This is a genomic window from Laspinema sp. D2d (genome assembly GCF_025370755.1).
Classification (GTDB): Bacteria; Cyanobacteriota; Cyanobacteriia; order Cyanobacteriales; family Laspinemataceae; genus Laspinema.
Genome location: NZ_JAMXFC010000013.1, coordinates 76774 through 102564, shown reverse-complemented (window position 1 = coordinate 102564; position 25791 = coordinate 76774). Strand labels below are relative to the sequence as shown.

The window sequence follows — 25791 nt, the reverse complement described above, 5'->3', positions numbered from 1 at the left end:
TTTTGACCCCTGAGAAAAGATATGGAGAGGTAATGCTGTACGATCGCCAATTAGTCCCAAGGATTCAGGGACCCTAACCTTTGCTGATCGCTGTTCCAGGGACGGAGGTAGCGATCGCCTCTCAACGAATGCGACAATAGAATACCTGTTCACTCAATGAAACTCGTTAACTAACTCATGCCTGCTGTTCCTGAATCCCTCTCCGGTAACCAAATCCGCGAAAAGTTTCTCAATTTCTATGCCGCTAGGGGTCATCAAATCCTACCGAGTGCCTCTTTAGTCCCAGAAGACCCTACGGTTTTACTCACAATCGCCGGGATGCTGCCGTTTAAACCCATTTTTCTCGGACAGCGCACTCCGGAATTTCCACGTGCCACTACGTCTCAAAAGTGCATCCGCACCAATGATATCGAAAATGTGGGACGCACCGCCCGCCATCATACTTTTTTTGAGATGTTGGGCAATTTTAGCTTTGGGGATTACTTCAAAGAACAGGCGATCGCTTATGCCTGGGAACTCTCCACCGAAGTCTATGGACTTCCCAGCGATCGCATTGTTGTCAGTGTCTTCCGCGAAGATGACGAAGCGTTCAATATCTGGCGGGACAAAATCGGCATTCCCCCCCATCGCATTAAGCGCATGGATGAAGCGGATAATTTCTGGGCCTCCGGTCCTACGGGTCCCTGTGGTCCTTGTTCAGAATTGTACTATGATTTTCATCCCGAACTCGGGGATGACAACCTTGATTTAGAAGATGATACCCGCTTCATCGAATTCTATAACCTGGTTTTCATGCAGTATAACCGGGACGCTGAAGGCAATCTTACCCCGTTGGCAAAAAAGAATATTGACACGGGATTAGGGTTGGAACGGATGGCGCAAATCCTCCAAAAGGTTCCCAACAATTATGAAACGGACTTGATTTTTCCGATTGTCAAAAAAGCGGCAGATATTGCCGGAATTGATTACGCTACGGCAGACGAAAAAACCAAAGTTTCGCTGAAAGTAATTGGGGACCATTCTCGCGCGGTGGTCCAGATGATTGCGGATGGGATTACCGCCTCTAATATTGGCAGAGGGTATATTCTGCGCCGGTTAATTCGTCGGGTGGTGCGTCATGGACGATTAATCGGGATTCAAGGGGTATTTACTCCCGAGGTGGCAGAAGCAGCGATCGCCTTGGGAGAAGGGGCCTATCCTAATCTACGCGATCGCGAGGCGAGTCTGAAGGCGGAACTGCAACGGGAGGAAACTCGGTTTTTAGAAACCCTGGAACGGGGTGAGAAACTGTTAGCAGAACTGATGGAGAAAAACCCCAAAGAAATTCCGGGACGGGATGCGTTTATCCTTTATGATACTTATGGTTTCCCGTTAGAATTGACTCAAGAAATTGCCGAAGAACGGGGAATGACGGTAGAATTGCCTGGATTTGAGGCAGCAATGGAAGAACAACGGGTGCGATCGCAAGCGGCCCATGAAACCATTGACCTCACGGTTCAAGGCAGTTTAGATAAACTCGCTGAACATATTCGCGGGACTGAATTTTTAGGCTATTCTGAACCCGTAACCACCTCAGAAGTGACGGTAATTTTGATGGGAGGTAACTCCGTTGAGTCGGCGACATCAGGCGATCGCGTTCAAATTGTCTTAGATAAAACGCCGTTCTATGCTGAATCCGGTGGACAAATAGGCGATCAGGGATTTCTCTCGGGTCAAGATAGCTTAGTTCGGATTGAAGAGGTCAAAAAAGAATCAGATTTCTTTGTGCATTTCGGACGGATTGAACGGGGAAGCATCGCGGTAGGCGATCGCATTACTGCCCAAATTGACCGCGCTTGTCGTCGTCGGGCGCAAGCTAATCATACCGCAACTCACTTGCTCCAAGCAGCATTAAAACTGTTGGTGGATGAGGGAATTTCTCAGGCAGGTTCTTTGGTCGATTTTGACCGTTTGCGCTTTGATTTCAACTGTCCTCGTGCCCTAACTCCTGATGAGTTGAAACAAGTTGAGGACCGAGTGAATACCTGGATTGCGGAAGCGCATCAAGCCCAAATTGAGACGATGGGATTGACGGAAGCGAAGGCAAAAGGTGCAATCGCCATGTTTGGAGAAAAATATGCCGATGAAGTGCGAGTCATTGATTTTCCTGGCGTTTCAATGGAATTGTGCGGGGGAACTCATGTGAGTAATACCGCTGAAATTGGCGCGTTTAAGATTGTTTCTGAATCCGGGGTTGCCTCCGGGGTCCGGCGGATTGAAGCAGTAGCAGGACCGGCGATTTTGGACTATTTGGAAGTGCGCGATCGCGTGGTTCGGGAATTGAGCGATCGGTTTAAAGTCAAACCCGAAGAAATCTGCGATCGCATCGAGAGTATTCAAGCGGAATTGAAAGCGACCCAAAAACAATTAGACAGCCTGAAAGCTGAATTGGCTATTGTTAAATCAGACCAATTACTCGCGGATGCTGAATCTATTGGGGAGTTTAAACTCATTGTTGCTAATCTCGGTGAAGTGGATGCAGAATCCTTGAAAACTGCCGCCGAACGGTTACTACAAAAACTCGGAAATGGGGCGGTTGTTTTGGGTTCAGTTCCCAGTTCAGATAAAGTCAGTTTAGTGGCTGCCTTTAGCAAAGAAGTGAATGCCAAAGGATTGCAAGCGGGTAAATTTATTGGTGCGATCGCCAAAATTTGCGGTGGCGGTGGCGGGGGACGTCCGAACCTGGCACAAGCAGGGGGACGAGACCCGAACCAGTTACAACAGGCGTTAGAGACAGCTAAATCCGAGTTAAAAGACGGGTTGCAGTAAAGTCACTGGGGTGGGCAAAGGCCCACCCTTTTAGCCCATTCCAAGGTAGCAAAAGTGGGGGATCGCTGCTTATTTTTTTTGCAATAAAAATTAACCTTTTCTACCCTCCCGTTTTCTAAGGGCGATCGGATATCCTCGGAACAAGCCTTTCTACGAGAGCGAGATATCTATGGGTAACTTCATCAAGCGAGCTTGGCACCAATTCTTGCACTTACTGTATAAACGTACCATCCTCGTTTTAACGGTTTTATTCTGCATTGGGGTGGGGGTAGCGATGGCAAATATGTCCCGGCTTTCTTCCCATTTGATTACCTCTCAAGCCCTTCAAAATACCTCATTATTTGCGGAGGCAATGCAAGAAGCTAGGACACTTTACAGTTCCCAAGCTGTTGCCCGAGTTAATGAAATACCGGGAATTACTGTCACTCATAACTATAAAAATCAAACCGGGGCTATCCCTTTACCGGCAACGTTTCTACTGGAATTAGGCCATACCATTAGCGAAAAAAATAGTGGAATGTCCGCCAATCTTTATAGTGATTATCCTTTTCCCTGGCGACGGCAAGAGGGGGGACCGAGAGATGCTTTTCAACGGGATGCCTTGCGCTATTTAAAACAATTTCCGGACCGTTCCTTTTATCGAACTGAGAAAGTCGGGAATAATCAGATGTTTCGGTATGCTCAAGCGGATTTGATGAAAGCTACCTGCGTGGCTTGTCATAACTCCCATCCCGATAGTCCTAAAACCGATTGGCAAGTGGGAGATGTGCGCGGCATTTTAGAAGTTTCTCAGCCTTTAGGTAGTTTTATTGCTGATACTCAAAGGGGATTAAGTGGGACATTTTTGATGCTGGGCGGGCTCTCGGGATTAGCATTATTTGGACTGACTTTAATTCTCGGTCGCTTACGGGAAACAGCCAAAGAATTAGAACAGAGAGTTCGGGATAGAACGGCTGATTTAGCCATTGCCAATGGGGATTTAGAAAAACGTAATAAATTGATTCAGCAGGTATTTGGACGATATTTGAGTGATAAGGTGGTGGCTAATTTACTGGATACGCCGGAAGCACTCAAGTTAGGAGGCGATCGCCGTCAAATTACTATCCTGACGTCGGATTTACGAGGATTTACGGCCCTTTCGGAACGACTTCCCCCCGAACAAGTGGTGGAAATTCTCAATTTTTACCTCAAACAAATGGCGGATATCATCACTGAATATGAGGGGACCATTGATGAATTTATGGGGGATGGCATTTTAGTGCTGTTTGGTGCACCGACTCCGCGATCGGATGATTCAACTCGGGCGGTTGCCTGTGCCCTGGCGATGCAATTAGCCATGAATGGGGTGAATGAAAAAATGACCGAATGGAATTTACCTCCCTTAGAAATGGGGATTGGAATTAATACTGGGGAAGTCGTTTTGGGAAATATTGGTTCCGAAAAACGCACGAAATACGGTGTGGTAGGCAGTCAGGTTAATTTAACTTATCGCATTGAATCTTACACCACAGGGAGTCAAGTTCTGATTTCCAGTTCAACCTTAAGGGCCATTACGGTTCCTTTACGAATTACCCATCAAAAACAGGTAAAACCGAAAGGGGTCAAAGAACCCATTACCATTTATGAAATCGGAGGGATTGGCGGTGATTATAATCTCTATCTAACACAAGAAGAAGAAATTTTTGTGACGCTACCGGACTGCATTCCGATTCAATATACGATTTTAGAAGGAAAACATATTGGAGATCAGGTGATTCAGGGGGAGTTCATCAAACTTTCCCCCAAAAGTGCCGAAGTCAGGACTACAGAAGGGAAAGAAAACTTGAAACCTGCTCCTTTGAGTAATATCAAGCTCAATTTAGTGGAACTCTCGGAAGAGGGAATAAAAGTCAGTGAAGATGTCTATGCTAAGGTGCTGGAGAATCCAGGGGAAGCGGACAGTTTTTATATTCGATTTACGGCTAAACCTCCGGGGGTTAGAGAAAAGTTAGATCATCTCTATCACGCCCTGGAAGCTGAGTAATATTGACAGTTTAAGGAAACTTCCAAGTTTCTGAGTGCAAAGTTTAATCGGATTTCTGAGCGTGAATCACTTGCAAACTTCCCCCGGCATAGAGTCGGGGGGAATCCACTTTAAAACCAATTTCTTGCAACAGTTCGGGCAAATTCGTTTGAAGTAATTGCCAAGCGGTTTCGGTTTCAAAGAGCCAGAAAAATAGGGTCAATCCAGGCCAGAATAGGGGATTAGTAGGCGGATGGAAATCAACGATCGCAAACGTTCCTCCCGGCTTCAGGACCCGATAGACTTCCTGGAGAATTTGCCGCAATTGTTCAGGGTCCATTTCGTGCAGGGCGGCGCTAGTATGTACGAGGTCAAATTCACCGTCGCCAATGGGAATATTTTCGGCGAAGGCTTCAATGTAGGAGGCTTCTGGGACATTGTTTCGTGCCCGATTTAGGGAGAGGGGAGAGGCATCCAAGCCGGTGACGTTCTGGGAAGATTGGACCAGGTAGGCGGTGGCTTGTCCACTCCCACAGCAGAGATCCAGAATTTTGCTCTGGGGATGGAGGGTGAGTCCTTGGAGGGCTAACTGCCGAAAGCGCGATTCCCCACCGACGCTGAGGGCGGCGATGCGGGAGATGCCATCATAAAGCCACTGATAGCGATAACTCCAGTCTCTAAGAATTGTTGCCACGGATACCCCCTTGAATAAAAATGCAGATTTAACTCAAACTGTGACTTAATCAACGGTATTATTGTTAAAATAAGTAAACAATAATGAAAACTCTAAGGAAACTGTGACTGCTATGGGCCGTGTAGGGGTACTGTTACTGAATTTAGGTGGGCCGGAGCAAATTGAAGATGTTCGACCCTTTCTGTACAACCTGTTTTCTGACCCGGAAATCATTCGGTTGCCTTTTCCGTGGATGCAAAAACCCCTAGCATGGCTGATTTCGAGCCTGCGGAGTAAAAAATCCCAAGCCAATTACATGGAAATTGGCGGGGGTTCGCCTTTGCGTGGGATTACCGAGGAGCAAGCGATCGCCTTGCAACAAAGTTTACAGGACAAGGGACAGGATGTGCAGGTGTACATCGGAATGCGCTACTGGCATCCGTTTACGGAAGAGGCAATCACCCGCATTAAGCGCGATGGTGTCGAACAATTAGTCATTCTCCCCCTGTATCCCCAATTTTCGATTAGCACCAGCGGATCCAGTTTCCGATTATTGGAAAAAATTTGGTCAGAAGACCCTTCTTTGGCCCCGGAAAAACATACGGTTATCCCTTCTTGGTATCAGCGTCCCGGTTATCTGCAAGCGATGGCGCAATTAATCGCCCGAGAACTGGATGGCTTTGAAAATCCCGACCAAGTGCATATTTTCTTTAGCGCGCATGGGGTCCCCGTCAGCTATGTGGAAGAAGCAGGCGACCCCTATCAGGAAGAGATTGAGGAATGCACCCGACTGATTGTGCAAACCCTGAATCGTCCCAATCGTCATACCCTGGCTTATCAAAGTCGCGTGGGTCCGGTGGAATGGCTCAAACCCTATACGGAAGATGCGATCGCCGAGTTGGCAGCAGAAGGCATTAATGATTTACTGGTAGTCCCCATCAGCTTTGTCTCGGAACATATCGAAACCCTTCAAGAAATCGATATGGAATATCGAGAAGTGGCAGAAGAGGCGGGAATTGAACATTTCCATCGGGTCCCGGCATTGAATACGCATCCGGTGTTCATTGAGGATTTAGCTAATTTAGTGGTAGAGGCGATCGATGCGCCACCCTTGACCCTGGATCAAGTCATGCGTCCACAGAAAAACTTCAAAATGTATCCCCAAGAACGCTGGGAATGGGGAATGACCACGGCTGCGGAAGTCTGGAACGGACGACTGGCAATGCTGGGGTTTATGGGACTGTTAATTGAGTTAATCAGCGGTCATGGCCCGTTACATTTTATCGGATTGCTGTAGTGGCTGCCGGAGACTGAGGGATTTCTCAGTAACCGGCAGGGTTTAGTTTATAAAAACCTACACCCTCCAGGGTGGGTCTACAAAAACGAAGCTTGCCTAAGCCCGCTAGTAGAGAAAACCAACTTTTGACAACCGGATTTGGTATTAGTCCGGTTCGTTTTTATTTTGACGCGGATTTTTCCGCGCCCCTTGCTGGATATACCAGCGATACCACTCCTGAGATGAACGAATCGCTAACCATAATAGGAGTAGGGCAATAATGCCGCCCTCGGTGGGTGCGTCGAAGGCGAAGAGTACGAGACAAATACATAAAGCATCTTGAGCGAGAATCGCCCAGAGGGGTAATTTCCCGAGGCGATAGAACCAGCCGACTTGCACCAGTTGGAGTACCAGGGCTAATAATCCCCCGACAACGCCGATTAGGGCAACGATAAAGGTGGGGGCGTCACTGTCGTCCCGAAAACTGGCAGCGGCGATCGCCATGCCCATAATTGCGCCCACAAAGGGACTAAACAGCAGTTGCACGTTTTGAAGGAGGCGCTGTCCCCAAGGTTGTTTGGAGGCAAAAAGCTCAAATAAGGACCAACTCACCAGAACCCCGATCGCCACCTGGGGGGAAATCCGCGACAGCAGGGGGACGCGGGACCATAATTCATCCGCATTTAATAAACCGATTAACAGCAGCGGTAAGGCAATCCGCAGACCCCCTGCTGCTGAGGCCGATAGCGCCGCTAGGAGTGGAATCATCATATTGGCAATTTAGTCTCTTGGAATCTTATGGTTTCCGCTCACCTAGTCCAGCTATCGGTGTTTAAGCACTCGGCGATCGCCAAGCGGTTTTAGCCGCCGATCTCGAAGGGGGTGGCGATCGCACCCCGCCTGGTTTAGGGTTTTGGTGCATCCCCTGTTCATAGTTTAAATGCTTAGGCGGTTATCTGCTTGCAACCGGATTCAGTTCAGTTCGGGTTTTCTCTACTCCTGCATGATTCCCTCCTGCCTACTCCCTTCTTGAATACCTTTTCCACGGCTCCATTCCCTGCCGTTTTAGTTTAAATTAAACCGGGGATCAATGAATTCACTATGGGTCTCAAGGAATTAGGGCTTAAATTGGCCGAAGTTGTCGGGTTTAATTATCCTGAAATTCAATTAAAAACTGTATAATAGACTACAGTAGTGCGTTGCTAACAAACCGAATTGCCCTATCTTTTTACAGTATAAGCATAAAATATTTTTTTTGATAATTCTATGTTTTATGCTTATAAGTAACCCAGAACGCCTAATGTCAAGTCCCTCTAATCTCCCCTCAGACTGAATCCAGTTGTAGTAGGTCTAAAAAACCCGCACCCTCAAGGGTGGGGCTATCAGGACAAAGCCCCCCTAGGCGGCGTCAGAGAGAAAACCGACTTTTTGCAACCGGATTTGATATCAAACGAACCCGATCGGCCTACGGGGGTCTCTTCGGACTCATGCCAGGGCTGCTTAAGGCATGACCACAGCAGAGGACAGATTCACCGGACTTGAAATGCTCTCGCCTTGTAGAAAACTGGGGTAATTCAGGGTTTGCACCACCAGCGCGATCGCCAATATGGAGCCTAGTAAAATGTCCGATTCACTCTTTGCCGATGCCAGCAAACGCTTAGAACGGGCCATGAAATACGTCTCGATTTCCGAAGACGCCCTCGAATATCTTAAATATCCTAAAGCGAGTCTAAATGTCTCCATTCCCGTGCGCATGGATAACGGTTCCTTACGCATTTTTCAAGGCTATCGGGTCCGCTACGACGATACCCGAGGTCCAGGGAAAGGAGGAGTCCGGTATCATCCCAATGTTTCGATGGATGAAGTCAAATCTTTGGCTTTTTGGATGACCTTTAAATGTGCGGTTCTCGACTTACCTTTTGGCGGTGCAAAAGGCGGCGTCACCGTCAACCCGAAAGAACTTTCTAAACTGGAATTAGAACGATTAACTCGGGGTTATATTGATGCGATCGCCGACTTTATTGGACCTAACATCGATATTCCCGCCCCAGACGTTTATACTAACCCCACCATCATGGGTTGGATGATGGATCAATATAATATTATCCGTCGTTCTCTCAACCCCGGCGTTGTCACCGGTAAACCTGTCACCCTAGGCGGCAGTTTAGGTCGCGATACCGCCACCGGAAGCGGTGCTTATTATGTCATAGAAGCCATTATGGGGAAATTTGACCGACTCCCCCATCAAACCACCGTTGCCATTCAAGGATTTGGAAATGCCGGTTCTGTGGTGGCCGAACTCCTCGCCAAAGCGGGATACAAAGTGGTCGCCGTGAGCGACTCTCAAGGGGGAATTTATGCCAAAAAAGGGCTCGATATTCCCAGCATCCTCCACTACAAAAAATCTAACCCCGGAATTCAAGCGGTCTATTGTCAAGACTCAGTTTGTAATATTGTTGAACATGAAATTATCACCAATGAGCAACTGTTGGCCTTAGATGTGGATATCTTGATTCCCGCTGCCTTGGAAAATCAAATCACGGAAGCTAATGTACAAGATATCAAGGCCAAATATATCTTTGAAGTTGCCAATGGACCGATTAGTTCCGGGGCCGATCGCATCCTAGAAGACCGAGGCATTTATGTCGTTCCGGATATTTTAGTCAATGCCGGAGGGGTCACGGTCAGTTATTTTGAATGGCTGCAAAATCGCAGCGGTTTATATTGGGAATTGGAGGAAGTGGAAGAACGCTTGCTGAAGAGAATGCGCAAAGAAACCGAGAAAATTTGGCAAATTGCCGATGAATTCTCCATTTCCATGCGCACTGCCGCTTATGTGCATGGGTTAAACCGTCTCGGAGAAGCCCTCAGCGCCAAGGGGACCCGGGATTATTATGTGAAGAAATAAGTCAGAATCACCATTAGAGGGCGGTGGCAGGGTGCAAAACTCAGCCACCGCCAAGGGTCCCTAGAAACAAGCCCCATTGAAATCAAGGTCAATTTATGATAGGGTAAGTGCCAAGATTTAACGGGGCTTCTAGGGTGGCGATCGCCTCAGCAACAGGGGGAGTTTGATAAGGAGTCTAGTCAAGCGTATCATCAACCAATTAGGATTAATCCGTTGAGGAGAGAACTATGAGTCGGGGAATTTATATTATTGCTAATGACCGGGTTAAGGAGCAGGCGATCGCCCTGCTGAATAGCATTCGCTTATATGATCCGGATGTGCCCGTTGTGATGATTCCCTATGACGAGACTTATCAAGAAGTAGCTGACACCCTCCAGGAAAAATTTGGAGTTAAAGTTTATGAAGATTTAGAGTTTATTAAACGGTTATCTCAAAAACTTCAGGAAATTTTTGGCGTACAATTTTTTGCGCGTCCCAATCAATTTAGAAAACAAGCCTGTTGGTTTGGGCCCTTCGATGAATTTGTATATATCGATACCGATATCGTTGTTTTTGAAAAAATTAGCGATAATTTTAACTATCTAAACGACTCCGATTTTATTTGTTGTGATTATCAACATTCCGGAGGAATTACTAATGTTTTTTCCCCTGAAATTCTAAAAGCCGGAGTTTTCACTTCAGAACAGCTTCAAGATATTTTTAATGGCGGATTCTGGGGGTCAAAAAAAGGGTTAATTACGGAACAAGATTTATATGACACCTTTACCGAATGTGCCGCCCATCCGGAGTATTTCGATTTCTCCCAAAAAACTTCAGATCAGCCGATTATCAATTACATGATTTTGAAGAAAATTCCGCGCCGGTTTAACATCGTGCGCCGCCCAGGAAAAGCCCCGGGCAACTGGGCGGGAACCCAAAAATTTCAGCCCATTGATGGACCCAAACTATTTGACCCGGATATCAACCAACCCTTACAATATTTGCATTGGGCGGGCTTTCGGATTGAACCGGGATGTCCCTATTGGGAGATTTGGGAACATTACCGCTATCTGAATGAACCGAAACCAGAACGCCCCGAGTACAAACCGGCCAAAAAAAGCTTCTTGAAGGTACTGCGCGATCGCCTCAGAAAAATCAAAGCTAAATTTTGAGGACTGACCTAAATCAAGCTGTCAAAGACCTATGTTCTCTCTGACAGCCCGATTTGAAATGAGGGATTTAGAGTAGCCCCCCGTGTCTGGGTCGGAGTTAGCGTTCTCCCTCTAAGCAGACAGAGATAAGACCCCAACTTGATGGGAAATGGGAATTTCCACTTCAAAGATAGTGCCTTGGTTGGGTGCGGAGGTACAGCGTAGATTTCCTTTGTGTTTTTCTACCACAATTTGCCAAGTAATCGAAAGTCCGATTCCGGTTCCTTTCCCCGGGGGTTTCGTGGTGAAAAAGGGATTAAAAATACAACCTCTGACGGCTTCAGACATTCCCGGGCCATTATCGGAAATGCGGATAGTAACCTGATTTTTTCCGCTCACTTCCGTGCGAATTACAATTCGCGTGGGATGCGCTTTCATTTGAGGGAGGGTTCTAGTGTCGTTCCATTCATCCACCGCATCGATCGCATTGGCGATAATATTCATAAACACTTGATTGAGTTCGCCGCCATAGCATTCGACTTCCGGTAAATGGGAATCATACTCGCGGATTACTTCAATCTCTGGGCGATCGGATTTGGCTTTCAAGCGGTTATTTAAAATCATCAAGGTACTGTCAAGTCCTTGATGCAAGTTAACCCGCTTCATGTGAAATCCCTCATGACGGGAAAAATGTCGTAAGGATAAGACAATTTCCCGAATGCGCTCGGCCCCCACTTGCATGGAGTCCAAAATTTTCGGTAAATCTTCCTTGAGGAAAGGTAATTCGGTCGATTCCATCGCTTCCTCTATCTCAGGAATCGGTGCCGGATAATGCTGCTGATATAGCTCAACAATTTCAATCAGGTCTTGAGTATAATTATGAGCGTAGGTGAGATTACCATAAATGAAATTAACGGGATTGTTGATTTCATGAGCGACCCCGGCGACCAACTGTCCTAAAGCCGACATTTTTTCAATTTGAATCAGTTGGCTTTGCATTTGCTGGAGTTGCAACAGGGAACGTTCAAGTTGGAGGGCCTTCTGTCGTTCTCGATGTTCAGATTCCTGTAAGGCGATCTGGGCTTGTTTGCGTTCATTAATTTCCTGGCTGAGGCGATTGTTAGTTTCCAGCAATGCCTTAGTCCGCTGTTCCACCCGGTGTTCTAACTCTTGGGCGAGACATTCCAGTTCACCCCGGGCGCGATCGCGCTCGACAATTTCTGCTTCCAGCTTTTGCGTGAGATGGCGGATGCTCAGATGAGTCTTGACCCGCGCTAAGACCTCTTCATGTTGAATCGGTTTGGTAATATAGTCAACGGCACCGGCATTAAACCCTTTGACTTTATTTTCCGTATCATCCAGGGCCGTCATAAAAATGACGGGAATATCTCGGGTAATCGGATTTTGTTTTAACAGTTCACAGGTTTCAAAGCCGTCCATTTCTGGCATAAGTACATCTAACAGGATTAAGTCCGGTTGAGAATACTCGACTTTTTTTAAGGCACTTTTTCCACTGCGAGCGACCCAGATTTTAAACCCCGATTCGCTCAAAAACTCGACGACCGACCCTAAATTAGTCGGCATATCATCGACGATTAAAATCGTCCCCAATTCCAAACTGCGATCGCTCATTGTCCTGCCTCCATATACCCTTGAACAAAAGCTAGTAATTCCTCTTCGGCAAAAGTTGTAGCCAAGTGAATCACCTGCGTTGCAAACGGTGCATACCGCCGATCCCCATCTAGCAAGCGTTGCACTCGTTCTTGGATCGTGACCAATTCGCCCTTCATTGCCAAATCGAATAAGATAGCTAATTCCTCTGCGTTAGGGGCGATCGCTTCACTCAAGTGAGGGGGGATAGAAGCAGGGATCAGACTGGACTCATCATTTTCAACTGCTTGCTCCTCATATATCCATTCTAAATGTAAATGGTTTCTTAAGCAACTTAAAAGTTGTTCATCTCGAATCGGTTTGAGGAGAAAATCATTACAACCCATCTTCAGACAAGATTGTTCCTGAGACGAAAAAATACTCGCTGAGGTCCCGATGGCTACCAAATTTTGGGCTTCAGGCATTTTTCTAATTTGCCGCATGGCTTCAAACCCATCCATCACCGGCATCACCAAATCAATGATAATGCAATCCGGTTGGAACGAAGAGACTTGATTGAGACAATCTTGCCCATTGATTGCTTCGTGAACTTCAAATCCGAGAGGACTCAGTAAATTCACCAGAACCGATCGATTTTCCCAGCGATCGTCCACCACCAAAATTTTCCGAGGTACGCCCACAAATCCTCGAATAATTTTTGACGATTCTTGGTGTTCTTCCGTGCAGTTGTCGGCTCTAGGTAATTCGACCTCAAACCAAAACAGACTACCTTTTTCCACCTCACTTTCTACCTGAATTGAACTCCCCATCATCTCCACTAACTGAGAACTAATCGCGAGTCCCAATCCTGTCCCTTCCGTTTGACGAACCGTTCCATTCACCTGTTCAAAGGGTAAAAAGATGGTGGCAATTTGGTCCGGTTCAATCCCAATTCCCGTATCTTGGATTAAAAAGCGCAGGGTAATTAGAGGGTGATCCGGGTCTAGGAGCGGCGGGGGTATAGCTTCGACTTTAAAGGTAACCCGACCCGTTTCCGTAAATTTGACGGCATTTCCCAGTAAGTTAATTAACACTTGGCGCAAGCGTTTTTCATCGGCACAAACCCCTAGAGGCAACTGAGAGGAGGGTTCATAAATGAGGGAAATTCCTTTACTGTCCGCACGAACCCGGCAGATGTCAGCAATACTTTGTAAAAACTCTGGCAGATGGAATGAGGTGGGCTGCAATTCCATTTTTCCAGCCTCGATTTTGGACAAATCTAAGACATCATTAATTAGAGTCAGTAAGTGCTCGCCGCATTTGTGAATAATTTTTACACCGCTTTTTTGAGAGGGACTGAGGGTTTTATCTCGGTTGAGAATTTGGGCATAGCCTAAAATTCCGTTGAGGGGAGTTCGGAGTTCATGACTCATACTGGCGAGGAATTGACTCTTAGCCCGATTCGCTGTATCAGCCGCTTTTTCCGCCCGTTGCCGTTCTTGAATTTCGATTTCTAAACGGTCATTTTTAGTTTTTAATTCCTGGGTTCGGGCTTCGACTTTTAGCTCTAAAGTATGGTAAAGCGTGGCATTTTCTAAGGCGATCGCGAATTGGCTGGATAACATCTTGAGCACTTCAACTCGCCTCGGGGTAAAGGCTCCAGCAATCAGATTGTTTTCTAAATAAAGAATGGCACTGAGTTTTCCTTGGTAGAGGATGGGTAAACACAGCAGAGACTTCGGTTGATGTTGGCGGATATAAGCATCGCCACTAAACATTGCCTCTTCACTAGCATCGGTGAGGATGATATCTTGTTGGGTGCGCATCACATATTCCAAAGCGGCGATCGCCACCTCGGAACTCTCATGAATCGGGATTGATTGCATCACCTGTACTCCCCCTGGATTCCCCTCGGCTTTAATTACCCATTCCTCCCCTTCACAGAGGATTAATGCGCCTTTTTCTGCCCCCGCATTTTCAATTAAAATCTTCATTAACTTTTCTAGCAAATTGGGCACTAGAATTTCCCCAGAAATTGCTTGAGTTGCTTTGATCACCGATGCCATATCCAGAAGACTCGGGTCAATTATGCTGTTCCCGGTAAGGGTTTCCTGGGTGATAGTGGCGATCGGTTCACCGTTGGGGACCAGGGGAAATGGGTTCAACACCGCATCCAGTAATTCAGGATAACGTTCTTCTAAATCCTTAACTTTAGCTTGTGCACCCCAACGGATATAACAATAGTAGGCATCTATCAGATAAGTTTTAGCAATTTTCTCCCGCCCGAGGGACAAATGAAACTCCGCTGCGAGTTCATTGCCTAATGCTTCGTCTTGAATATACTCTTGCTCTTTTGCTCCTTTAATAGCTTGCTCATAATAATCCATTGCCTGTTCTTTTTGCCCTAATACCCTCGCTTTTTCTGCCTCCACTAATTTATATTTATGTTGAAAATTTTCGGGACAATGGTAGGCCCAATTTGCCATTTTTTCCTGATGGGCGGTGATGTCGATCAGGTATGCTGCTTGTTCCTGGGGTTGGGCATTAGCATATAAGCCTAACAAGGCGAGGGAATAGTAGAAGTTATAGGCAACGCTATACATTAAACCTAGCCCTCCTTGGGCATAGGTTAAGGCTAGATTTGCACTGACTACGGCCTGTTGATAATCTTTGAATAAGTAAAGTAAAATAATTTCTGAGACATAGTAACAGTATAATAAAGTTTGATTTTGGGACTCTTCCATGCTGGGAAGGATTTTTTTAAACTCAGAAATCGCTCCCGTTAAGCAAAATTTCTCAACAGGTTTGATTTCAAGCATTTTAACCAATTGATAAAAAATTTTAATATAGTAAATGTCAAAATCTTGTTTCATTTTTTGACATAAGGCATCATATTTAATTTGCTCTTCTTTTACTTTTTTTAAATGGTATCCACTTAAAAATAAATAATTGCAATAAGTGCCAGAATTATGACAGGCAAAGTCTATATCTCCCACTTCCAGACCACTTTGAATGCCTATCTTAAAATCTTGAAAATATCCTCGAATTGGCTCTTTCCAATGTCGAACTAGAGCATTAAATGTGGCCCAAATTTTTGCTTGAACCGATTTAGCTTCAAATTTTTCAAGCAAGTAAACGCCCTGTTTCCCAAATCGATATCCAGAATCGATATCGTCGAATCCACCACAGAGCAGCCCCCCATAAAAAGTATAGGCGTAAGCAGCATGAGCCGACTGTCCATATTCAATGGATAAACTGATCATGGTAGAGATAATCAGGGGAAACAGCGCCGGATGCCCCAAATAAGCTACTGCCAAAAGAGTATTTAATATTTGCATAGCGGCAATTTTATCTGGGTCGGTCATGACGGGTAAATCCGCTAAATTATCAATAACCAGCCCTTCATGGGGTGTTTGCTCCAAGCGGACTCCGAACATTTCTAAAACACTGGTTCCAGTTTCTATCGCTGCTCGGAGTTGATTTTTAGAAATATCAAATTGAATTTTCAACTCATAGACTTTAACTTTTTCAAGAAGGGTTTTTGCCTGGGCCAAAAGAATATCCGATAGGAAGTGCGATCGCTCAAAGTTGGTAGTTATAAATTCACATTCTGCCGCTTCTAAATGCAGGGTAAATGTTAGCTCATACTGGCGTTCCCAGCTATCTTCGCCCAAAAGCGCTAACCCGACATTCAAATATTTAACTGCTGACTCATAAGCTGTAGCCGCTTTGGCTTTTTGTCCAGCAATCAGGTTCAAAGCCGCCAATTCATCCTGATCGGTCTCCGAATCAAGTAAATCTATTCCGTAATTTAGTTGGTTAACTAAAGCAAATATATTTTCTTTTCGTTCTTCGGGGGTCGTTTTTTTCAGCAGTAATTGCCCTATTTTGAGGTGGGTTTGTTTTTTCTCCTCATCAGGAATTAAAGAATAGGCGGCTTGTTGCACTTTATCATGTAAAAACTTATAATCAACCTTGACATCAGTTAAGACAATCCCCTGGGCTTCCTCCTGATTAAACACTAGAGGAATTTTATACTCGTTACTCAGGGGTAAAATCAAACCCTGCTGAAGGGCTGACCACAATTGCACCGCCGTCAGGGAGGTAGATTTCTGGTGTACGATCGCCAGGACCTCTAAATTAAACGTATTGCCAATACAAGCGGCAAGTTTTAAAATTTCTTGGGTCGCTTCTGACAGTTTGCGGATATTTCGGGCAATCAGTTCTACTACGTTATAATCGGTAATTCCGATCGCCTGAATTTGCGCGATATTCCATTGCCACATTCCCGATTGCAGGTCATAGCAGAGCAAATCTTCCTGATACAGGGCTTTTAAAAGTTGAGTTAAGAAAAACGGATTTCCTCCAGTTTTATTAAACAGGAGTTCGGCTAGGGGTTTTGACTGGACGGCTTCTTGTAATGTATCGGCAATCACGTCTTCTACCTGAGTCAAATTTAAGGGCTGGAGGACCAAATTATTCAGAGTCGTCCCAGCTTTTTCTATTCTTTCTATCGTCTGAATGGTGGGATGGATGGGAGAGACTTCATTATCCCGATAGGCCCCCAGCAATAACAAATACTGACTCTCGCGATCGGTCAGGAGTAACTCAATTAGTTTTAACGAAGCAGAATCAGCCCACTGCAAGTCATCTAAAAAGACAACTAGGGGATGTTCTTTGCTGGTAAAAACACTAATAAATTGTTTAAAAACCCGACTAAAACGGTTTTGAGATTCGGTGGCCCCCAGTTCGGGAAGCGCAGGCTGTTTCCCGATAATTAATTCAACTTCGGGAATCACCTCGATAATCACTTGACCATTATTGCCTAATGCAGATGTTAATCGTTCTCGCCAAACTTGAATTTGAGCATCCCGTTCCGTGAGGAGTTGCAGGATTAAAGATTTGAAGGCTTGAATCAAAGAGGCAAACGGAACATTTCGCTTAAATTGGTCAAATTTACCGGAGATAAAATAGCCCCGTTGTCGCACAATCGGTTTGTGAACTTCTGCCACTAACACGGTTTTACCAATGCCGGAATACCCGGAAACAAGCATAACTTCCGTGCTTCCATTGGCAACCCGCTCAAACGTTTTGAGCAGGGTAGCAATTTCTGCATCGCGTCCATAGAGCTTTTGAGGAATAGTCAGTTGTCCGGCTTTGTCTGCATGACCCGGTATAAACTCAGTAATTTCCCCGGTGTTTTGGAGTTGAATTAAACAGGTTTCTAGGTCAAATTTTAATCCGGCAGCACTTTGATAACGGTCTTCGGCAGTTTTCGCCAGCAATTTCATGATCACAGCAGAAATCGCTTCAGGAATTTCAGGATTGATTTGATGGGGGGGAATCGGTGTTTTAGCAATATGACGATGAACCAGTTCTAAGGGGTCGTTACTGCTAAAGGGAAGCTGTCTCGTCAACAGTTCATAAAAGGTCACCCCCAGGGAGTAAAAATCACTCCGGTAGTCTACTGATCGGTTCATTCTCCCGGTTTGTTCGGGGGACATATAGGCCAACGTTCCTTCCAGTAAATCGGGATGACTCAGGGTGGGATTTTCTCGTTCGAGTCGGGAGGCAATGCTGAAATCAATCAGTTGAATCGTTTCGGTGAGGGGATTAATAATAATATTTTGAGGTTTAATATCTTTATGAATAATGTTCTGGTGATGCAGTTCACCAACGGCATCGACGAGGGCCGTTGCTATTTCAAGAAATTTAACCAGGGAAAGCGAGTGAGACTCTAACCATTGATTTAAAGCGATCGCCCCCGTATCTTCTAAAACGAGCGCCCACCCATTTTTATAGGGTTCTAAACTAATGGGTTGGATAATAGTATTGATCTGGAGGTTTTCTAAAATTTGATATTCATGGCGTAGGCGCGTAATGTCAGCCAGACTCGGGTATTCAGACTTAAGGGTTTTGACGATCGCCTTGGACCCATCTACCGGGTTTTGAGCGCGATAAATGACTGTTTTCCCTCCTCTGTGCAGGGTTTCTAGGAATTCATAGTGTTCTATTAAGTTAACAGTCATTGAGATTCTCCAAGGTAGGACAGAGAGGATGAGGGTCCCACCTTCGGGGTGGCACCTCCTGACAACAAAAAGGTAAAGAATTATAACATTGAGATTGAACCGTTTATCGTGGCGATCGCCTTGGGGTAAAGGTCCTAAACAGACTTGCCTTCATGGAATGAAACCCTGTCTGCTTAACCTCAGCCTCTCTATCCCTGTTATTTTAAGACAGGCCAGACCCTACTTAGGGTTTACTTAAATTTAGGATGCCACAAAATTTAATAAAAAATTCAAAGTTAATAAAATTTAATTTTAAGTCAGCCAAAAAACGTTGGGAATAGAGAAAATTACTTATTTATTTCAATGCTTCTGCCAAAAGACCTAATAAAGACTCCGATTTTCACCCCAAAGTCTCTGCGAAACCCATTTGGCTTCAGCCTTGAATCTTTCACAAAAATTACATCCAGTTCACCCCCCATCAAAATTATTAAGTAATTTTGCCAGTTGACTTTTATCGATTGACTTCTATTTTTTATGACTCCTTCTCCATTCTAGGCCGCTTTTTCAAAGGGAAAATTAAAACTCTTGTATAATACGGAAGCCGGTCTTGATAGACTCAAAAAAACTACCCCCTCAAGAGCAAGTATAAAAGCGGACCAAGCCTGCACTTTGGTTCAAAAACTGGCTGCACAGGCTACTTTATAAAAATGATTTTTGATACCCAGATTTGATAGAATACCAAACCCAGTTGTCAAAAGTCGGTTTTGTTGATGAGCAAGCTAAGGGAGGCTTCTTCCTTGTAGCCTCGCCCTTTCTTAACGGAACCCTCCGCAAAAAGGGTGGGGGTTTTTATAGACCTGGATTCCGTATAATTCTGGAACTTTGCCGTTTGTTAGGGCGGATTAAAGGTTCTGGGTTCTGATGACGGCAATAGGTTATTCTGTGGCCTTTATATACCCTTGCACAAATGCTAGTAATTCCTCTTCGGCGAAGGTTTTAGCCAACTGAATCACGTGAATTGCAAAGGGTACATAACGCGGGTCAGCGTCGGCCAACTGTTGCACTCGCTCTTGAATGGTGACCAATTCGCCCTTCATGGCTAAATCGAATAAAATAACGAGTTCTTCAGGTTTTGGGGCGATCGCTTCCCCAGATGAAGAGGGGGTTAGAGGCTCAGTGAAACTGGATTTAACAGTCACAACCGCTGGCTCATCATAAATCCATTCTAACTCTAAATGCTTACCTAAGCAATCCAAAAGTTGCTCCTCCCGAATGGGTTTGAGCAGAAAATCATCACAGCCGATTTCTTGGGACAATTGGTCTGCCGGAGATAAAATACTGGCTGAAGTTCCGATCGCGACAACCTTTTTAAAATCAGGCATTTTTCTAATGCGCCGCATAGCTTCAAACCCATCCATGACCGGCATGACTAAATCAATGATGATACAATCGGGTTCAAAAGACTCGACTTGATTGAGGCAGTCTTGCCCATCACTGGCCTCTTGAACTTCAAACCCAAGGGTTGTCAATAAATTCACGAGAACCGAGCGATTTTCCCATCGGTCATCTACTACCAAAATTTTGCGCGTTTCTCCCCCATAGCCTTGGATAATTTTAGGGAGTTCTTTCGGTTCTTCTTGATAATGTTCGATCACTGGAAGTTCTAAGTCAAACCAAAACTGACTCCCTTTTCCCGCTTCACTTTCAACTTGAATGGTACTCCCCATCATCTCTACTAATTGACGACTAATTGCCAGTCCCAACCCAGTACCTTCGGTTTGTCGAATGGTCCCCTTTACCTGCTCAAAGGGTAAAAATATGGTGACGAGTTGTTCTGGGGTAATCCCGATTCCGGTATCCTTTATCCGAAATTGCAGTCTCATTAGAGGATACTCAGGGTCTAATTTTACAGGCGGGATAGATTCCACTTGAAACGTTACCCGCCCGCGTTCCGTAAATTTAACCGCATTTCCCAGTAAATTAATCAACACTTGGCGCAAGCGCTTTTCATCCCCAAAAACACCCCGGGGAAGATTCGGCGCGGGTTCATAAATCAGGGCAATTCCTTTACTTTCAGCCCGAACTCGGCAGATATCGGAAATGCTTTCTAAAAATTCCGGGAAATGGAACTCTTTAGGTTGCAATTCCATTTTTCCAGCTTCAATTTTGGACAAATCTAAAACATCATTAATTAAGGTCAATAAGTGTTCACCACATTGATGAATGATTTTCACTCCACTTTTTTGAGCTTGATTTAAGTGTTTATCCCGGCTCAGAATTTGGACATAGCCTAAAATTCCATTGAGGGGAGTTCGTAGTTCATGACTCATGCTGGCAAGGAATTGACTCTTGGCTCGATTGGCGGTATCAGCCGCTTGTTCTGCACGTTGCCGTTCTTGAATTTCAATTTCTAAGCGGTCATTTTTGGTTTTTAATTCTTGCGTTCGGGTTTCGACTTTCAGTTCTAAAGTGTGGTAAAGGGTCGCATTTTCGAGGGCGATCGCCGCTTGACTTGATAACATCTTCAGCACTTCTACCCGCCGGGAGGTAAAGGCCCCAGCAATCAGATTATTTTCTAAATAGAGAATGGCGCTGAGTGTGCCTTGGTAGAAGATCGGTAAACAGAGTATAGATTTGAGTTGATGTTCGCGGATATAAGCATCGCCACTAAAGACGGGATCTATACTAGCATCGGTGAGAATCACATCTTTTTGAGTGCGGGTGACATATTCCACGACGGCGATCGCCACATCATTACTCTGATGAATGGGGACCGATTGCATCACCTGTACCTGATCTTTTGTCCCGGATGCTTTGCTCATCCATTCCCCATGTTCCAATAAAATCAACACGCCTCGTTCTGCACCGGCATTTTCAATTAAAATTGTCATTAACTTGTCCAGCAAATTCGGAAGTACAATTTCTCCAGAAATTACTTGGGACGTTTTCATCACCGATACCATATCTAAAATCGTGCCATCAATGATATTGGTTCCCGCGAGGGTTTCTTTGGTCAGTTGAGCAAGGGGTTGAAGGGTGGGGGATGTTAATTTGGGGTTCAGGACTACATCCAGCAAGTCTGGATAGCGTTGTTCCAAATCTTTGACTTTCGCCTTTGCACCCCAACGGATATAACTATAATAAGCATCCGTTAGGTAGGATTTGGCAAGCAGTTGTTTTCCTTGAGACAGGTAAAATCGTGCGGTGAGTTCATAAGCCAGGGCTTCTTCCTGGATATATTGATTTTCTTGCGCCCCTGCAATGGCTTTGTTATAGTAGTCCATTGCTTCAATTTTTTGGCCCAAAACCCGAGCTTTTTCTGCCTCGACCAAGTAGTATTTATGCTGAAAATTTGAGGGGGCATGACTCGCCCATGTTTTCATTTTTTCTTGATTGCTTTGAATGCGATCGCGAATGACAGCTTGCTCCGATTCCTCCCGGGTGAAATAAACTGAAAGTTGGGCCAAAGACTGGTAAAAGTAGAAGGAGGGCACAGCTATCCAGCCGGTGACGCCATCTAAATACTGTTCAGCTTGATTGCCATTTTTTAGGGCTTCTTCAAACTCATAAAAGAGATAGCACAAAATTAACTTATTTAAAAATACATAATGAATAACGGTTCGCTCATTGGCTTGAAGATGTAAGGGCAGCGAATGTTCTTCATGATATGCAGAACCTATTAACTTACAGGGAGTTTCTCCTTCTCCCATTAAATTCAAAACCCCTTGATAAAAAGGTTGATGCCATTTTAAGGCAGTTTGTTGATTAATTTTAATAATGGCTTTACTATAAGTTGCCATTTCCTTGTGTAGGGTATTGAGATCAACCCCCATCCAATATAAATGTTGGCATCGCTGAGTAGCAGAATAGCCAGCATTAGCAATATCTCCATATTCTAATCCACTGGAATAAGCCTCCTGTAAAAGCGCTAAAGTCTCCTTGAGATGATGTTTCCAATGAACCGTAAATGAAGCGACTTTAAACAAAGTTGCTGTTTTGACCTCTTTGATATCTAGGCGATTCAACAAGTTTAACGCGAGTTGTCCAAATCCATACCCCAGTTCAATATCTTGCAGCAGCCCAATTAAAATAATGCCATAATCTGCAAAACCACAAGCAGAATAGGCCGAGTTCCCAAATCGGTAGGACAAGTTAACGTGCTGACAAACTAACAGAATAAATAAGGAAGGAGCCGATAAAAAGGCAGCCGGAACCAGGTTTGTAATCAATCGTAAAATTGCCTGTTTAGTCTCATCTTCTACTAAAGGCATATCTAACAATTGAGCCAGACTTTCTTCATTGAGGGTGGCTCGGGTCGTAATTAAAGCCTCTTCTACTTCAGCAGGAGTTGGGGATTCGCTGAGTTCTACCCCAAGCCCTTTGAGAATGTGTAAGCCGAGTTTGACCCCTTTGAGCAGTTCCCCTTGCATTTCGCAACTTTTCAGGCGAAGTTCATTAATTTTCAGGGTATCTAGTAAGATGTGAGCATGGGTTGCAACCCCTGCTGCTAACGCTTCCATGACCTCAAAATTACCATTCAAAAGTGCGGCTTCGGCTGCTTCTTCATGGAGTGCCAAAGTGAGGGGATACTGCCGGTTCCAGCAGTCTTCTGGGAGCAATCCTAACCCCACATTCAAATATTTCAGAGCAGACTCAAAAGCCGTTGCAGCTTTAGCCTTTTGTCCCGCCATCAAATTCAAAGCAGCCAATTGATCGCGATCGGCTTCAGTGGTGAGTAAATCCGTCCCATAATTGAGTTGATTAACCAAGGCAAAAATATTTTCTTTTCGTTCTTCTTCATTAGTAGACTCCAGCAGCAGTTGCCCAATTTTTAAATGGGTCTGTTTTTTCTCCCCATCGGGAATCAGGGAATAGGCCGCTTGTTGTACTCGGTCATGTAAAAACTTATAATCAACCCGGACATCAGTTAAGGAAATTTCAGAGGATTCCTCGGGACTAAAGACCAAGGGAATTTTATAATCATTACTGAGGGGTAAAATTAACCCAGCTTGCAGGGCCAACCATAATTGTGCGGCGGTCAAGGACTTAGATTGCTCATTAATAACGGCTAGAACCTCTAAGTTAAAGCTATTCCCAATACAAGCAGCCCATTTTAAAAGATGTTGGGTTGTTTTAGGCAACTTTTGAATATTGCGGGCAATTAATTCCACTACGGTGTAATCCGTAATTCCAATGGCTTGAATCTGAGCAATATTCCAGTGCCATTTTCCCTCGCTCAATTGATAAACCAGTAAGTTTTCTTGATACAAACTTAAGAGCAATTGAGTCAGGAAAAAGGGATTTCCTCCAGTTTTATTAAATAAGAGTTCCGCTAAGGGTTGGGAGCGAACCGTTTCATTCAGAGTCTCACTGACTAACTGTTCAACATGATTCAGTTGCAAGGGAGAGAGAACAATGTTATGAATGACGGTTTTGGCTTGTTCTATTCGCTCAATGGTTTGAATGGTGGGATGGACCGGGGAAACTTCGTTATCACGATAAGCCCCAATTAATAAGAAATACTGACTATCCGTATCAGTCATCAGGAGTTCAATCAGTTTTAACGAAGCTGAATCGGCCCACTGTAAGTCATCTAAAAACACCACTAAGGGATGTTTTTTCGTGGTAAAAACACTAATAAATTGTTTGAAAACCCGACTAAATCGGTTTTGAGATTCGGTGGGTCCCAGTTCGGGGACGGGGGCTTGGGCCCCGATAATCAGTTCAACTTCAGGAATCACGTCAATGATGATTTGCCCGTTACTTCCTAATGCATCCAGTAATCTTTCTTTCCATAGAAGGATTTGAGCTTGCCGTTCGGTAAGCAGTTGCAAAATTAAGGATTGGAACGCTTGAATGAGGGAGGCAAAGGGGATATTTCGTTTGAATTGGTCGAATTTTCCGGCAATAAAATACCCCCGTTGGCGGACAATGGGTTTATGAACTTCGGCGACTAATACGGTTTTGCCAATTCCCGAATATCCTGAAACCAGAATCAGTTCGGTTGGACCAGAGGCGACCCGCTCAAAGGTAGTGAGAAGGGTTGCGATTTCGGTCTCACGTCCATAGAGTTTTTGAGGAATAGTGAGTTGTCTGGCTTGGTCAGCTTGTCCGGGGATAAAGTCGTGGATTTCTCCGGTGGTTTGTAAGCTGAATAAGCTGGTTTCTAAGTCATATTTTAAACCTTGTGTACTTTGATAGCGGTCTTCGCCAGTTTTGGCAAGTAATTTGACAATGATCTGAGAAATAGCCTCGGGGATTTGAGGAGTGAGTTGATGAGGGGGAATCGGGGTTTTCGCTATATGGTTATGGACCAGTTCTAAGGGGTCATTACTGATAAAGGGAAGCTGGCCGGTTAACAGTTCATAGCAGGTGATTCCTAGGGAATAAAAATCACTCCGGTAGTCTACACTCCGGTTCATTCTGCCAGTTTGTTCTGGGGACATATAGGCGAGAGTCCCTTCCAGTAAGTCGGGATGACTGACGGTGGGATTTTCGCGCTCCAGCCGTGAGGCAATGCTGAAATCAATCAGTTGAATCGTTTCCGTGAGGGGGTTAATAATAATATTTTCCGGTTTAATATCTTTGTGAATAATGTTTTGCTGGTGTAGTTCGTTTAATGCACCCACTAAATCAATAGCTATTTCCAGAAATTTAATAAGAGAAAGGGTATGAGACTTGAGCCATTCGCTTAAAGAGATTGCGCCCGTATCTTCTAGGACAAGCGCCCATCCATTTTGATAAGGTTCTAACCCAAGGGGTTGGATAATTGTGTCAATCTGAAAGTTTTCTAAAATTTGATACTCATGACGGAGGCGGGTAATATCAGCGAGACTGGGATATTCCGATTTGAGGGTTTTGACGATCGCCTTGGACCCATCGAGCTGGTTTTGAACCCGATAAATGACTGTTCTAGCTCCTGAGTGCAGGGTTTCCAGGAATTGATAGTTATTTAAGTTGACAGCCATGTTAATTCTCCCAGGGATAAAACAGGTGATGAAATTGAGCGGGTTATAGTAACAGCAGGTGGGACAAAAGGTTTTTGGGTTGTGGGGTTTTAACGGTTAAGGGTGGCGATCGCCTTGAAGGTAATGCTCCTCAACTCAGTGGTATTCAGGGGATGAAGACCTCTTTTCCAAGCCCAGCCTCTACCCCTGTGTCATCGGAAAACAAGCCGGTGTAAAGTTCGTCTTTTTTTGGGTAATCTTAGAATGCCACTAAGATGCCTGAAAGTTTAATAAATTCTAAAAATTTAATAAAAATTAATTTTAATTTATAAAACAATACTCGAACTCCATAAAATTACTCAGATTATCTCAAGGCTTCCATAAACCAACCCAAACAAACGGACCTGTTTTATTGACCGCATCCTCGCTAAGGGATTTCCATAAAAAAA

Annotated in this window: 10 protein-coding genes; 5 read left to right on the top strand and 5 right to left on the bottom strand. The window is 44.8% G+C overall.

What is annotated here, in order from left to right:
- Window positions 1–177 precede the first annotated feature (177 nt).
- Window positions 178–2808 carry an alanine--tRNA ligase gene (alaS, locus tag NG796_RS11230; RefSeq protein ID WP_261206716.1) on the top strand — a complete coding sequence of 877 codons (2631 nt, stop codon included), beginning with the start codon at window positions 178–180 and terminating at the stop codon, window positions 2806–2808.
- A 169-nt stretch (window positions 2809–2977) separates the two neighbouring features.
- The gene (locus NG796_RS11225) at window positions 2978–4831 is read left to right on the top strand and encodes an adenylate/guanylate cyclase domain-containing protein (protein ID WP_261206715.1); all 1854 of its coding nucleotides are present in this window, start codon (window positions 2978–2980) and stop codon (window positions 4829–4831) included.
- Window positions 4832–4874: 43 nt separating this feature from the next.
- Here NG796_RS11225 and NG796_RS11220 read toward each other — a convergent pair whose 3' ends face one another.
- Entirely contained in the window at window positions 4875–5504 is a 630-nt protein-coding gene (locus tag NG796_RS11220) for a class I SAM-dependent methyltransferase (RefSeq protein ID WP_261206713.1), read from the bottom strand.
- 112 nt (window positions 5505–5616) lie between these two features.
- On the opposite strand from NG796_RS11220, the gene hemH reads away from it, so the two are divergent.
- Window positions 5617–6780 (top strand): ferrochelatase, encoded by a 1164-nt coding sequence (gene hemH, locus NG796_RS11215; protein WP_261206800.1) that lies wholly within the window; start codon window positions 5617–5619, stop codon window positions 6778–6780.
- A 144-nt stretch (window positions 6781–6924) separates the two neighbouring features.
- Here the strand turns inward: hemH and NG796_RS11210 are convergent, their stop codons facing one another.
- Window positions 6925–7527, bottom strand: coding sequence for a DUF4126 domain-containing protein (locus tag NG796_RS11210; protein WP_261206798.1), 603 nt, complete (start codon window positions 7525–7527; stop codon window positions 6925–6927).
- Between the two features lie 853 nt (window positions 7528–8380).
- Here NG796_RS11210 and NG796_RS11205 point away from each other — a divergent pair.
- Window positions 8381–9667, top strand: a complete 1287-nt coding sequence (locus tag NG796_RS11205; RefSeq protein WP_261206711.1) for a Glu/Leu/Phe/Val family dehydrogenase — start codon at window positions 8381–8383, stop codon at window positions 9665–9667.
- 227 nt (window positions 9668–9894) lie between these two features.
- Entirely contained in the window at window positions 9895–10818 is a 924-nt protein-coding gene (locus tag NG796_RS11200) for an Npun_R2821/Npun_R2822 family protein (protein ID WP_261206709.1), read from the top strand.
- A gap of 111 nt (window positions 10819–10929) precedes the next feature.
- Here NG796_RS11200 and NG796_RS11195 read toward each other — a convergent pair whose 3' ends face one another.
- From NG796_RS11195 to NG796_RS11185, 3 genes are all read right to left on the bottom strand, one after another.
- The gene (locus NG796_RS11195; RefSeq protein ID WP_261206708.1) at window positions 10930–12429 is read right to left on the bottom strand and encodes a response regulator; all 1500 of its coding nucleotides are present in this window, start codon (window positions 12427–12429) and stop codon (window positions 10930–10932) included.
- Window positions 12426–18416 carry an AAA family ATPase gene (locus NG796_RS11190; RefSeq protein ID WP_261206707.1) on the bottom strand — a complete coding sequence of 1997 codons (5991 nt, stop codon included), beginning with the start codon at window positions 18414–18416 and terminating at the stop codon, window positions 12426–12428. The genes NG796_RS11195 and NG796_RS11190 overlap by 4 nt, the downstream gene beginning before the upstream one ends.
- A 914-nt stretch (window positions 18417–19330) precedes the next feature.
- Window positions 19331–25363 (bottom strand): hybrid sensor histidine kinase/response regulator, encoded by a 6033-nt coding sequence (locus NG796_RS11185; RefSeq protein ID WP_261206706.1) that lies wholly within the window; start codon window positions 25361–25363, stop codon window positions 19331–19333.
- Window positions 25364–25791 lie beyond the last annotated feature (428 nt).